Consider the following 12553-nt stretch of genomic DNA (forward strand, 5'->3'; position numbering starts at 1 on the left):
CGGAGCTGCTCTGGGGTAGAATTCATGTCGGGCAAGGTGTGTTCGTGCTGATAGGGTAGGTTTCTAGATAACTCCCATTCTATCAATCACTTACGGCATTCTTGCCCTTTTTTGTGCAAAATTCAGGTTAGGAGCTGGAATGAACACAACGATCCAACAGCAGCGCACCCTGGCCGCCATCGCCATCCTCGTCGCCGGCCTGGGCCTGGGCTTACCTGCACACGCAGCCCAGGCGACGGCGATTGCCGGCGGCACCGTGATCACCCCACTTGCCATCGCGCCGATGGTCCCGCTGGCCTTCGGCAGCTTTGCAGCCGCCGCCGGCGGCACCATCACCGTCAGCACCAGCGGCGTGCGCACCGTCAACGGCGTGGTGGCGATGAGCGGCTCGGCCACCACGGCCGCCAAGTTCGACATCACTGGCGAACCGAACAGCACTTACACCATCACCCATTCCGGCACGGTCGCGCTGACCAACACCGGCGGCGCCGGCGAAACCATGACGCTGACCAAATTCAGCAACCTGACCGGCGTCGACGCCACCTCGGGCGACGCCACCAACGGCACCCTCTCGGCCGGCGGCGCCCAGTCGCTGTACGTGGGCGGCACCCTGACCGTGGCAGCGAACCAGGTCCCTGGCGTGTATGCCGGCGATGTCATCGCCACCGTTGAATACAACTGACGCGCGCCGCGGCGGCGCGTTGGCGGTGGCGCTGGCCATACTGACAACCGTGCTGGCCGCCGCGCCGGCGCGCGCGCAGTTGAACGCCGCTCCCGCCGGCGGCCTGGCCTTCGGCCGCTTCGCCGTCACCTCCGCCGGCAGCGTCAGCGTCGACGCGCACGGCAACCGCGCCTCCAGCGGCGGCGTCGTGCTGCTGCCATCGGCGGCGGCGCCGGCCAGGTTCACCATCAGCGACAGCAAGCCGGCCAACGCCAACCTGGTCTACATCGTCAGCCTGCCGTCCGCCGCCAGCATCAACGCCGGCGCGGCCAGCATGGCGCTGACCGGTTTTACCAGCGCCCCCGCCGGCGGCGGCGTGCTCACCGGCGGCAGCCAGGCACTGTCAATCGGCGCCACGCTGCAGGTCGGCGCCGGCCAGAGCGCCGGCAACTACAGCGGCACCTTCCACATCACCATCGAATACCAATAGCCGATCATCGAACCGCGAGGCCCACCATGCATGCCATTTTTACTTTCCCGCGCGCCGCGCGCCTGCTCGCCGCCACCCTGATGGCCATGCTGCCCTTGCAAGCGATGGCCGGCCTGATGCTCAACCCGACCCGCGTCGTCTTCGCCAAGAACCAGCGCGCCGCCCAGGTTGAACTGATCAACAGCGACAGCACTCCCGCCACCTACCGCATCAGCCTCGTCAACCGCCGCATGACCGAGAGCGGCGAATTCACCAGCGCCGACACGGCCGGCCCGGACGAGCGCTTCGCCGACGCCATGCTCAGTTTTTCGCCGCGCCAGGTGACCCTGCAGCCGGGCACCGCGCAAGTGGTGCGCGTCATGCTGCGCAAGCCGGAGGCGCTGGCGGCCGGCGAATACCGCTCGCACCTGCACTTCGAAAAACTGGCCGACCGCAGCAGCGCCACCAGCGTCGAACAGCACGGCGCCAACGCGCAGCAGATCGGCGTGGTGCTCAACTCCCTGATCGGCGCCTCGATTCCCGTCATCGTGCGGCACCAGACCGAAGGCGCCAGCGTGACCCTGGGCGCGCTGGCGTTGCAGAAGAGCGGCCAGGGCGCGCAACTGGTGTTCCAGATCGCGCGCAGCGGCGACAGCTCGGTGTACGGCGACATCAGCGCCGCCTTTACCCCGCAGGGCGGGGCCGAACAGGTGCTGGCCAGGGCTGCCGGAATAGCGATCTACACCCCCAATCCGATGCGCAAAGCCAGCCTGGCCATGCCGGCCGGCGTGAACCTCGCGCGCGGCACCGTGCACCTGCGCTATCGCGAACGGGCCGAAGCCGGCGGCGCCCTGCTGGCCGAAGCCACGCTGGCCCTGCCCTGACAGGAGCGCGGCCGCAGTCGCGCCAACGACGTAAGCGCCAGCATGCGATCCCACCGCCCGCGCCGGCGCGCTTGCCGGCTCTGCCTGCTGCGTTTGCTGGCACTGCTGTTACTGGCGCTGCCGGCGCCTGCACGCGCCGCCGACGGTCCCGACCTGGTGCTCGAAGTGCGGCTCGGCGAGCACCTGGTCGCCGACGCCATCGGCGCCTACCAGCACGGCGACGACATCCACCTGCCGCTGGGCGAACTGGCACGCCTGCTCACCATCGCCATCCGCACCGACCCGGCCGAGGGCGTCGCCAGCGGCTACATCCTCGACGAGCAGCGCGGCTTCCGGCTCGACCTGGCGCAGCGCCTGGTCGTCATCGGCGAGCAGCGCACCGGTTTTGAGGCGGCGCGCGTGTTGCGCCATCCCGACGACCTGTACGTCGCCAGCCGCCTGCTGGCGCAATGGCTGCCGCTCGACCTCGAGATCGACATGGCCAGCCTGGTGCTGCGCGTGCGTGCGCGCGAAACACTGCCGCTGCAGGCGCGCCTCGAACGCCAGTCGCGCGCCGGCCCGGCGCGCCGTGCGGACGGCGCGCCCGCCCCCGCCTACCCTCGTCTCGACACGCCCTACGCGCTCGCCGGCGTGCCCTTCATCGACCAGACCATCGCCGCCGACCTGCGACGCGGCGGCAGCACGGTCGGCTACACCGCCTACCTGACCGGCGACCTGGCGGGCATGGAAGCGGCACTCTACGTCAGTGCCGCCAACAGCGCCGCCGGCGCCGGCGCCGGCGCGCGCATGACCCTGGCCCGCAACGACCCCGACGCCGGCCTGCTCGGCCCCCTGCACGCGCGCACCATCGCGCTTGGCAGCGTGCTCGCCGCCGGCGTGGCCGACATCGCGCACGCCGGTAGCGGGCGCGCCGGCGTGGCCATCTCCAACCGCGCGCTCGGCCAGAGCCCGCGCACCGACCGCCACACGCTGCAAGGCGACCTGCCGCCCGGCTGGGACGTGGAACTGTACTTCAACGACGCCCTGATCGGCTTCCAGCAAGCGCGCCCCGATGGCCGCTACCGCTTCGACGACCAGCCCCTGATCTACGGCAGCAATGAATTCCGCCTGGTGTTCCACGGGCCGCTGGGCCAACTGCGCGTCGAACGCCAGAGTTTCTTGATCGACCAGGCGGCGCTTGCGCCCGGCGCCATCGCCTACAGCGCCAGCGTCCAGCAGGGCCAGCGTGCGCTGGCCCAGGTCGAAGTCGGCGTGCTGGCGCAACTGACCGCCAGCGGCGGCGTGGTACGCCTGGCGCTGGACGGCCGCCAGCGGCGCTACGCCAACCTTGGCCTGCACGGCTACTGGCGCGCGCTGCTGGCCGACGCCGCGTTCGCGCGCGCCGATGACGGCGGCGCCCTGGCCCGGATCGGCCTCAAGACGCGGGTCGGCGGCATGGCGCTCGGCGCCAGCCACGCGCGCCTGGACGGCTTTAGCAGCGAACTGTTTTTGCCCGACGCCGACCCGCTGCGCAGCCGCGACGAAGTGCGCCTCGACGGCCTGCTGCCGGGCGACGGACGCACCCCGCTGCCGCTGGCGCTGCAACTGCGGCGCGAACGGCTCGCCTCCGGCAACACGCGGCACGAAGCCGGCGCGCGCCTGTCCGCGTACACCCGCGGCACCGCCATGAGCGGCAACCTCCACTGGCGCGCCAGCGGCGGCGCGCGCCAGGCCGACGGCAGCCTGCAAGCGAGCCGGCGCGTGGCCGGCGTCGGCATCAGCGGCCAGCTGCACTACGCCATCCTGCCCGACGCCGGCATCTCGTCGCTGGCGCTGGGGGCCGACAAATTCGTCGGCGACGGCTACCTCCTCAACGGCGCCGTCACGCGCACCTTCGCCGACCCGCAGCTGCGCTGGAGCGCCTCGCTCAACAAAGGCGTAGGCAGCGTCGGCATGGGCGTGAACGCGTTTTACACCAGCCGCGGCGCCTACGGCGGCGGGGTCCAGCTGTTCATGGCGCTCGGCCGGGAACCGCGCAGCGGGCGCTGGCTGCACGACGCCGTGCCGATGGCAGGCGGGGGCGCGGCCTCGGTCCGCGTCTTCCTCGACAAGAACGGCAACGGCGTGATGGATGGCGACGACGAACCGATCAAGGGCGCCGGATTTGCCGTCAACGGCAGCGCCAACGTGGCACGTACCGGCGACGACGGCGTGGCCTACCTGAACCGGCTGCCGGCGCACCAGCACGCCGACATCGCGATCGACCCCGCCACCCTGGAAGACCCGCAATGGCAGACGCGCGAAGCGGGGCGGCGGCTGGTTCCGCGACCGGGCAAGGTCAGCCGGCTGGAAGTAGCGGTCGGCGTCACGGGCGAGATCGACGGCACCACCTGGCTGGCGGGTGCGAGCGGCAAGCGCGGCATCGGCGACGTCGAGCTCGAACTGCTGGACCAGGGCGGAAAAGTGATGGGCAAAACGACCAGCAGCGCGGACGGCTACTACGTGCTCGGCGGCATCGCACCAGGAAACTACATCCTGCGCATCGCGCCGGCCCAACTGGCCAGGCTCGGCCTGCAAGACAGCGGCATGCACCTGATCACCATCGACCCCGCCGGCAGCATCGTCAACGGCAAAGACTTCCACGTCACCAGATAACCCCCCAAACAGTTCGGAAACACCCTACAACCGGGGTCAGAGCTTTAACTCGCAACATTTCACATTCTTGCAAAACCGGGGCACTTCAGAGCCCGGCTGTACAACATGCGGCCAACGGATGCACTGGGACCAAAAATGGCATACTCATGGCTAATATTTCTTAACTGGGGCCTACCTCGGTTAAGAAAAGGTTGTCCCAACATCAATCAAACCGAGGGCAGGATTTAACAAAATTTCTAGTTAAAGCTCTGACCCCGGTTGGGCGGCGGGCGGTTGCGCGGGGCTTAGGCGGGCTTGGTTTGGTCGGCGATCCACTGGTCGATGATCTTGGCAAGCACATCCATCGGCACCGAGCCGTTTTTCAGGATGACGTCGTGGAACGCCGGCAGGGTGAAGCGCTCACCGAGCGCCAGCCGCGCCTTTTCGCGCAGTTCGAGTATCCGCAGCATGCCGAGCATGTAGGCGCAGGCCTGGCCCGGCCACACGACGTAACGCTCAACCTCGGCCGCGCCAATGCCGTAGTCGATCGCTTGCTGGCGCGTCCAGCCTTTGCTGTGCAAGCCGGTGTCGACCACCAGCCGGCGCGCGCGGAACAGTTCGGACCCGAGCGCACCGAGCAGCCCCGGCACGTCGCCTTCGTACCAGCCCTGCTCCACCGCCAGCCGCTCGGTGTACAGCGCCCACCCTTCGGAGTGCGCGCTGCCGCCACCAAAAATGCGCTGCGTGCGGAACTTCGGCAGGCCGCCAAGCTCCTGCTGGATCGCGAGCTGGAAGTGATGCCCCGGCACCGCTTCGTGATACGCCAGGCTGCGCATGCGGATCATGTCGAACGCCGGCCCGCGCAGCGGTACCCAGAAGATGCCAGGCAGGCTGCCGTCCGGCGCCGGCACGCTGTAGTGCGCCGAGGCGCTGCCTTCGGTCAGCGCCGGTTCGCGCCGCACTTCCACCGGCGCGCGCGGCATCAGGTTGAATAATGCGGCGCTGCGCTTTTCCGCATCCTTCACCATGGCGACGTAGCTGGCAAGGATCGCCGCGCGCGGATCGGGTCCGGCGGCCGGCTGGAAGGTTTTGTCGAGCGCTTTCATGCGCACGTCGATGCTCCCTTCGGTAAACCCCAACTGGCGCAGGTGGCGGTCCATCTCGCCTTCGATGCGCGCCACTTCGCGCAACCCGATCGCGTGGATCTGCGCCGCGCCCAAGGTGGTGCCGGTGTAGCTGGCCAGTGCATGGCTGTAGGCGGCGGCGCCGTCGGGCAGGCGCGCGATGCCGGCTTCGTCGCCGGTCTTGGGGTGCAGTTCGGCCAGCAGCGCCTGGGTCCTGGCGTAGGCCGGCAAAATGCGCTTGCCGACGATCGCCGTGGCCTGGTCGATGGCGGCGGCGCGCGCTTGCGGCGTCAGGTCGGCCAGCGCGGCGCTGCGCTCGGCCAGCGACAGCACCAGCACGTTTTTATCGGCCGCTGGCTTGAGGAAGGCGTCAACCTGCCCCTGCGCGCGTTCGAGGATGAAGCGCGGCGGCAGCATGCCGCGCGCCGCGGCCGCACGCGCCCGCGCGCTGGCCTGGTCCATGCGCTCGCCGATCTGCGCCAGGCGCGCCAGGTAGCTCTCGACATCGGCCGCGCGCCGCAGCGGGTGCGCGCTGGTCATGAAGTTGACCAGCGCGATATGCGTGCCACCGAACTGCGAGAACACGAACGCGTGCTCGTCGAAACGCTCGCCGGCCAGATGATTGGCCAGCGACCAGCGCATGGTTTCGGCCGACACGCGGTCGGTCGCATCGAGCGCGCCGGCCAGAAAGCGGTCCAGGCGCGCCACCCCGGTCTTGGCCAGCGCCGTGTAGCGGGCGCGCTGCGCCGGCGTGATCGGGGCCAGCTGGCGGTCCAGCGCCTGCTGTTCGGCGCCGGCGAAGTACTGGTCGACCGTGGCGCGTTGGGGCGACAGGCGCACCCAGTCGGCGGCAAAGCGGTCGGCCCATTTGTCGAAGGCGCTTTCACGGTTCTCCATGCCGGCCGGCGCGCTCGCGCCAGCGGCCGCAAGCACCGGCAAGGCGGCGCCGAGCGACAGTGCCACCAGCGCGGCGGTCAGGCAGGGCGCGATGGCGCGGCGGAACGGTGTATGCATGCGAAAGTCTCCTGGTGGGTATCATCGGCGTTTTGCCGCGACAGAATTTATCATGGATTCCGACAAGAAACCACCACAGCGGAAACCAGCGCCGCCCTGGCGTTTCGCCCGTCAATACAGGCCAGACACCGTTGCCGTGCGCGCCGCCGCCATGCGCCGCGGCGACAAACAACGACAATTGCTTACCTTAAGGGACTGGATCGCCAGCCCCGACTGGAGTAGCATGGCGAGCCACGATGCCAGCGCGTCTCGCCGCCTCAACCGGTACAATGCCGCCATCGCCCAGTCATTCGTCAAAGGTCATTGCATGTATATCAAGAATACCGTCATGGCGGTCGCCGCCCTGTTGCTCGCCGCCAGCGCGCAAGCCGAAGTCGCCGTTACCGCCGAAGTCGGCACCACGGGCGTCGGCGCCCATCTGATTTTCCCAATGGAAAAAACCCTGAACGCCCGTTTCGGCGCCAGCTACTTCCAGCACAAGTACAACGATACCGCCAGCACCCTGAGCTACACGATGAAGGCCAAGCTGCAAAATATCGATGTGCTGTTCGACTGGCACTTGATCGATAACAGCCCGTTCCGCCTGACCGGCGGCGTGGTGTACAACGGTAACAAGATCAGCATGGTGGCGCGCCAGGATTCGAACGGCTTTTTCAACATCAACGGCAAGCAATACGCCGCCAGCCAGGTCGGCATCCTCAACGGCGGGATCGAGTACAACAAGGGCGCGCCGTATGTCGGCGTGGGCTGGGGCAATGCCTTGAGCACCGACAAGAAGTGGCAGCTCAGCGCCGATCTGGGCGCGCTGTGGCAAGGTCACCCGAAGGGCCGCTTGACGAACTCGCAATGCACCGCTGCGGCCGCCGCCTGCGCCACCCTGGCGCGCGATGTCGCCACCGAGCGCGTGAAGATGGAAGCCGACGTCGAGGCCTACAAGGTTTATCCGGTCTTGCGCGCCGGTATCAGCTACCGTTTCTGACCGGCAGGCACCAGGTAAGGAACAGCGCGCCGCGCGGGCGTGGTTTTGGGTAGGATATCCTTTTTACAAGGGAGTGCACCATGAAACCACGCTTTCACTCGCTCGCGGCGCTGGCCGCCTGCTGCATGCTCGTTCTGGCCACGGCCGCCTGCGGCGACAAGCCGGAACCGACCAAGCCCCAAGTGGCGACAGCGCCATTGACCCGGTAGGCTTTTGCGCCACGGCAAGCGCCGGACAGAGTAAACTACGCCCTTGTTCTTTCGCTGCAAGGTCGCTTCCCCATGTCTTTTGATTCCCTCGGTCTGATCGATCCCCTCGTGCGCACGCTGGACGCGCTCGGTTACCGCACGCCCACGCCAGTGCAGGCGCAAGCCATTCCCGCCGTGCTGGCCGGGCGCGACATGATGGCCGCCGCCCAGACCGGCACCGGCAAGACCGCCGGCTTCGCCCTGCCCCTGTTGCAGCGCCTGACCTTGCAGGGCCAGGTCGGCGCCAATGCGGTGCGCGTGCTGGTGCTGGTGCCCACGCGCGAACTGGCCGAGCAGGTGCACGAGAGTTTCCGTGCCTACGGGGCTGGCTTGCCGCTGCGTACCCACGTGGCCTACGGCGGCGTGAGCATCAATCCGCAGATGATGAAGCTGCGCAAGGGACTCGACGTGCTGGTGGCCACTCCCGGCCGCCTGCTCGACCTGTACCGCCAGAACGCGCTCAAGTTCGACCAGCTCGAGACCCTGGTGCTCGACGAAGCCGACCGCATGCTCGACCTGGGTTTTTCGCGCGAACTCGACGCCGTGTTCGCCGCCCTGCCGAAAAAACGCCAGACCCTGCTGTTTTCGGCCACGTTTTCGGACGAGATCCGCGCTTTGGCCGGCAAGCTGCTGAGCGACCCTTTGAGCATCGAGGTCAGCCCGCGCAACAGCACCGTCAAGCGTATCCGCCAGTGGGTCGTGCCGGTCGACAAAAAACGTAAGCCGGAACTGTTCTTGCACCTGCTCAACAAGCACCGTTGGGGCCAGGTGCTGGTGTTCGTCAAGACGCGCAAGGGCGTGGACCAGCTGGTCGAGACCTTGCAGGCGCAGGGCGTCGCGGCCGATTCGATTCACGGCGACAAGCCGCAGCCGGCGCGCCTGCGCGCGCTCGAGCGCTTCAAGGCCGGCGAAGCGAAGATCCTGGTGGCGACCGACGTGGCCGCGCGCGGGCTCGATATCGACGACTTGCCGCAGGTGGTCAATTTCGACCTGCCGATCGTGGCCGAAGACTACATCCACCGCACCGGCCGCACCGGCCGCGCGGGGGCCTCGGGCGAAGCGGTCTCGCTGGTCTGCGCGGACGAGGTGCAATTGCTCGCCGCCATCGAAATTCTGACGAAGCAAACCCTGGAACGCATCGAGGAGCCTGGTTTCTCGCCGGAACACAGGGTGCCGCTCACCAACACCACCGGCGAGGTGCTGAAAAAACCCAAGAAACCGAAGAAAGCCAAGGTCAGCGGCGACGTGTCGACGGTCGACGTGCGTTTCCGCCCGCGCTGAGGCCGGCGCCGCGCCATGCGCAGGGGTATGGATCGCGTTGTTAGGACATGCACAACGCAAATCTGCATAATGCATGCCCGGCCGGGAAAAACAGTCATCTGTATCGGGGAAACAGCCCCATCTGTTCCGGTATTCGCCCGTGCGCCGGGGTCGCCGTGGGGTATCATACGGCTCAAGCCACAAACCGTCAGACCCTATGCCTCAGCCTCTCCCCTTCGTTCCGGCAGCCATGCTCAACGTCGCCGCACTCAAGGCCAGCTGCGCCGGATGCAGCATGCATCAGCTGTGCCTGCCGATGGGACTCGAAAACGATGACATCAGTCGCCTCGACAACATTATCGGCAAGCGCCGCCGCGTGCTGCGCGACGAGCGCCTGTACCAGATGGACGAGCCGTTCCGCAACCTGTACGCGATCCGCTTCGGCCACTTCAAGACCTACCAGGTCAACGCCAACGGCGAGCAGCAGATCACCGGCTTCCAGATGGCGGGCGAACTGCTGGGGATGGACGCCATCAGCGGCGACCGCCACCATTGCGACGCGGTCGCGCTGGAAGACAGCGAAGTGTGCGAAATCCCGTTCGAGCGCCTGGAAGAATTGTTTGGCGAAGTGCCGACCCTGCTGCGCCATTTCCACCGCATCATGAGCCAGGAAATCACGCGTGAACAGAATGTCATGCTGTTGCTGGGAAATATGCGGGCGGAGCAGCGCTTTGCCGTATTCCTGGTCAACCTGTCAGCGCGTTATGCGGCGCGCGGTTACTCGGCCACCAGCTTCCAGCTGCGCATGTCGCGCGAAGATATCGGCAATTACCTGGGGTTGACCATCGAAAGCATCAGCCGCCTGCTGTCGCGCTTCAAAAAGCAGAGCTGGATCAGCGTCGACAAGCGCGAACTGACCTTGCTCGACCCGGCCATGCTCAAGGCGCTGGCCGCCGGCACCGAACAGTGCAGCCCGATGGCGTGAGCCAGGGGCGCCCGGCCAGGGGCACCCGGCAAGGGGCTCTCAGGCTGGCAGCCCGCCGCGCGCCAGCGCGGCTGATCCCTGCGCGAGCCAGGTGGCAAGGTCGGCTTCCAGGCTGCCACTGCTGCTCATGGCCAGCACCGAGCATTTTGGATGCCCGGTAAAGCGCAACACCACGAGCGGTACGCCGGACACCGCCATGAATACCCGCTCGCCCTTGCTGGCGTTGAACCATCCCGAATAAAATCCGAAGCCAGCGATGCCGTTGCGCTTGGTTGTGATGCCAAGGCTGCGCACGTCGGGCAGGCGCTCGATGGCGGGCGCCCGGATGTCGGCGCGCGCCAGCCGGAAGGTGTAGAAGGCATGCCTGACCACAATGGCATCGGCGCCCAGTTCGACCGAGTGACGCATCAGCATGCTGGCGCAGAGAACCAGGGCGAATAATCCCGATGCCAGCAGTATGCCGCCGACCAAACCGGTTTCCATGGCATCCGGCGCTTTTTGGTGCGGAGTCAGGTAATAGAAGAACGTGGCCAGCAGGAGCGGCAACGCGATCAGCATGCCGATCAAAAAAACTTGCTTGTTGGAAGTTGGAATGTCGGTTTTCATCATCTGGGTATCCCGTCATGGCATGGTTGGCTATATTTATCAGACAGTATAGTTCCAGAACGCGCTGTAAACAGTCCGTTCGCGTCGGCGCAGGATGCACCGCCTTGGGTGCCGATGCAGACATGTCCGAGCAGGCAGGGGAGCCACTCACGGTCGCCTACAAGCTGCCAACACTCCCGGGCAGAAGCCCGTTAAGAACCCGATTAACAGATACCGCAACGAAGTTGGAAATGACAACAACACAAGCGCACAAAGATTGGGTAAGTTTTCTTCGCCACCAGATTGGGGGGGAGTTCGCTGTCACCAAGTACGACGACGATGAACGGACCACAAGCATCCCCATTTATTCGAGCCAGACGGAAGGAGGCCTGGTTGGCGCAACGGTCGGCCTGATGGACCTTGACCAGAGCAGAAATCCTGCCGTCCAGATCCGCACAGAAATCTTGATCGACACGCGCATGGACGACGCGCGAGGGCTTAATCTACTCTCTACAATCGCCTTTTATATCATAAAAAGTCAATGGCGGGTTTCACCTGGGACCGTCTTCGAAGAAATTGGCGGGATGTACTTTCCCGGCACTCCGCTCCGTCATATTTACTTTACCGCCCCGTATCAATGGGACGGCATGTCCAAAGTCGTATTGAGCGACCGAACCATTTTCCCTCTGATCGCCATTCCAATTTCGACAGCAGAGGCAAATCTGGCGAGTCAAGATGCTGGAAACGCACTCGAATCACTATGGGATGCCAATCGCGTTGACGTTTTGGACTGGAATCGAAAAAGTTCTGTTTAACGCCAATCGTAAAATATCGGGAAAGCGCAGGTCGACAAATGCCTGCCCTGCCATCTCGGGCTATCAAAGCACATTGAAAAACGCGCGTCGGCCTTTTACGACGAACGCTTAAAACGGCGGATGCGGATCGTCCGGCACCACCACCAGATAATAGGTCAGCATGCTGGCCAGCGCGCAGAAGATCCAGAAGAAGAAAAAGCCGATCGTGTACACCGCCATCGGCGACAAGGCCAATTCACCCAGGTGCAGTTCTTCGCGCGGATCGAACAGCGCAAAGAAACAGCCTTCGGCCAGCATCGCCGCCAGGAAAGCGGGCCACAGTACTTTCATCGCAAGACGCATCGACACTCCCCCGTTTAGTTGGCTGGTTGCTGCACGTCGGCCTTGATCGCCAACGCCTGCTCGCGCGGCCAGTGCCAGGCCGCAGCCAGGCGCCAGTCAAGCTTGCCGCCTTCGACCACCACCTGCCAGCGCGCCCGTTCGAGCAGCGGCAGCGCCACCGAAAAACGCCCCTGCGCATCCGGGATCACGTCCAGCTTGCGATCCTTTTCAGGCTGGGTGGCGTGCGCCAGGTGGATGCTGAATGGCGCGCTCAAAGGCTGCCCGCCGCTGCTCAACATCCCGGCCAGTTTTTCAGTGGCCGGATCGTAGCGCGCATCGAAACCGAGGCGCATGGCGCTGGCCGCGCGGTCGCGCCGCAAGTCCTGGTTGATGGCCTTGCCCTTCTTGTAGTAGTCGTCGACCACCATGGCGTCCTGGCCGCGGTAGGCCACGACGCCGAGATTGACGCCGGCCACCACCACGATGGCGGGACCGAGCATCAGGAGCCACGGCCAGCGGTGCTTGTACCACGGCCCGGCGGGGGGAGTCAGGGGTGAGGCGGTTTGCATGCGAGTCTCCTTTTTTGCTTATTTTG

13 protein-coding genes are annotated in these 12553 nt (G+C 66.1%); 9 read left to right on the forward strand and 4 right to left on the reverse strand.

What is annotated here, in order from left to right; all coding sequences use genetic code 11:
- Window positions 1-139: 139 nt before the first annotated feature.
- The 4 genes from F2P46_RS17615 to F2P46_RS17630 are packed head-to-tail and all read left to right on the forward strand — an operon-like array spanning window position 140 to window position 4648.
- Window positions 140-682 carry a DUF4402 domain-containing protein gene (locus F2P46_RS17615; protein ID WP_166892270.1) on the forward strand — a complete coding sequence of 181 codons (543 nt, stop codon included), beginning with the start codon at window positions 140-142 and terminating at the stop codon, window positions 680-682.
- Entirely contained in the window at window positions 669-1151 is a 483-nt protein-coding gene (locus tag F2P46_RS17620; protein WP_166892273.1) for a DUF4402 domain-containing protein, read from the forward strand. Before F2P46_RS17615 ends, F2P46_RS17620 begins: the two co-directional genes overlap by 14 nt.
- A 26-nt stretch (window positions 1152-1177) precedes the next feature.
- On the forward strand, window positions 1178-2014 hold the full coding sequence (locus F2P46_RS17625) for a molecular chaperone (protein WP_166892276.1): 837 nt from the start codon (window positions 1178-1180) through the stop codon (window positions 2012-2014).
- Window positions 2015-2056: 42 nt separating this feature from the next.
- Window positions 2057-4648 carry a hypothetical protein gene (locus tag F2P46_RS17630; RefSeq protein WP_166892278.1) on the forward strand — a complete coding sequence of 864 codons (2592 nt, stop codon included), beginning with the start codon at window positions 2057-2059 and terminating at the stop codon, window positions 4646-4648.
- Between the two features lie 284 nt (window positions 4649-4932).
- On the opposite strand, the gene F2P46_RS17635 is transcribed toward F2P46_RS17630, so the two are convergent.
- On the reverse strand, window positions 4933-6765 hold the full coding sequence (locus F2P46_RS17635; RefSeq protein ID WP_166892281.1) for a DUF885 domain-containing protein: 1833 nt from the start codon (window positions 6763-6765) through the stop codon (window positions 4933-4935).
- Window positions 6766-7072: 307 nt separating this feature from the next.
- Between F2P46_RS17635 and F2P46_RS17640 the strand changes: the two genes are divergently transcribed.
- The 4 genes from F2P46_RS17640 to fnr all read left to right on the forward strand — a co-directional run bounded on the left by F2P46_RS17640 (window position 7073) and on the right by fnr (window position 10237).
- On the forward strand, window positions 7073-7744 hold the full coding sequence (locus F2P46_RS17640; protein WP_166892284.1) for a hypothetical protein: 672 nt from the start codon (window positions 7073-7075) through the stop codon (window positions 7742-7744).
- A gap of 80 nt (window positions 7745-7824) precedes the next feature.
- Complete coding sequence (locus F2P46_RS38275) at window positions 7825-7953, forward strand: hypothetical protein (protein WP_267875870.1); 129 nt, start codon at window positions 7825-7827, stop codon at window positions 7951-7953.
- Between the two features lie 72 nt (window positions 7954-8025).
- Window positions 8026-9273: a DEAD/DEAH box helicase gene (locus tag F2P46_RS17645; protein ID WP_166892287.1), complete on the forward strand. Its 1248-nt coding sequence runs from the start codon at window positions 8026-8028 to the stop codon at window positions 9271-9273.
- Window positions 9274-9469: 196 nt separating this feature from the next.
- Window positions 9470-10237 (forward strand): fumarate/nitrate reduction transcriptional regulator Fnr, encoded by a 768-nt coding sequence (gene fnr, locus F2P46_RS17650; protein ID WP_166892290.1) that lies wholly within the window; start codon window positions 9470-9472, stop codon window positions 10235-10237.
- A gap of 39 nt (window positions 10238-10276) precedes the next feature.
- On the opposite strand, the gene F2P46_RS17655 is transcribed toward fnr, so the two are convergent.
- Window positions 10277-10804 carry a hypothetical protein gene (locus F2P46_RS17655; protein WP_166892293.1) on the reverse strand — a complete coding sequence of 176 codons (528 nt, stop codon included), beginning with the start codon at window positions 10802-10804 and terminating at the stop codon, window positions 10277-10279.
- Between the two features lie 269 nt (window positions 10805-11073).
- On the opposite strand from F2P46_RS17655, the gene F2P46_RS17660 reads away from it, so the two are divergent.
- On the forward strand, window positions 11074-11637 hold the full coding sequence (locus F2P46_RS17660; protein WP_166892296.1) for a suppressor of fused domain protein: 564 nt from the start codon (window positions 11074-11076) through the stop codon (window positions 11635-11637).
- 108 nt (window positions 11638-11745) lie between these two features.
- On the opposite strand, the gene F2P46_RS17665 is transcribed toward F2P46_RS17660, so the two are convergent.
- Together F2P46_RS17665 and F2P46_RS17670 are read right to left on the reverse strand one after the other, a co-directional pair.
- Window positions 11746-11967: a hypothetical protein gene (locus F2P46_RS17665; RefSeq protein ID WP_208296670.1), complete on the reverse strand. Its 222-nt coding sequence runs from the start codon at window positions 11965-11967 to the stop codon at window positions 11746-11748.
- A 26-nt stretch (window positions 11968-11993) separates the two neighbouring features.
- Window positions 11994-12527: a FixH family protein gene (locus F2P46_RS17670; RefSeq protein WP_166892301.1), complete on the reverse strand. Its 534-nt coding sequence runs from the start codon at window positions 12525-12527 to the stop codon at window positions 11994-11996.
- Window positions 12528-12553 lie beyond the last annotated feature (26 nt).

The sequence above is a fragment of the Massilia sp. CCM 8734 genome (assembly GCF_011682155.1).
Classification (GTDB): domain Bacteria; phylum Pseudomonadota; class Gammaproteobacteria; order Burkholderiales; family Burkholderiaceae_D; genus Telluria_A; species Telluria_A rubra.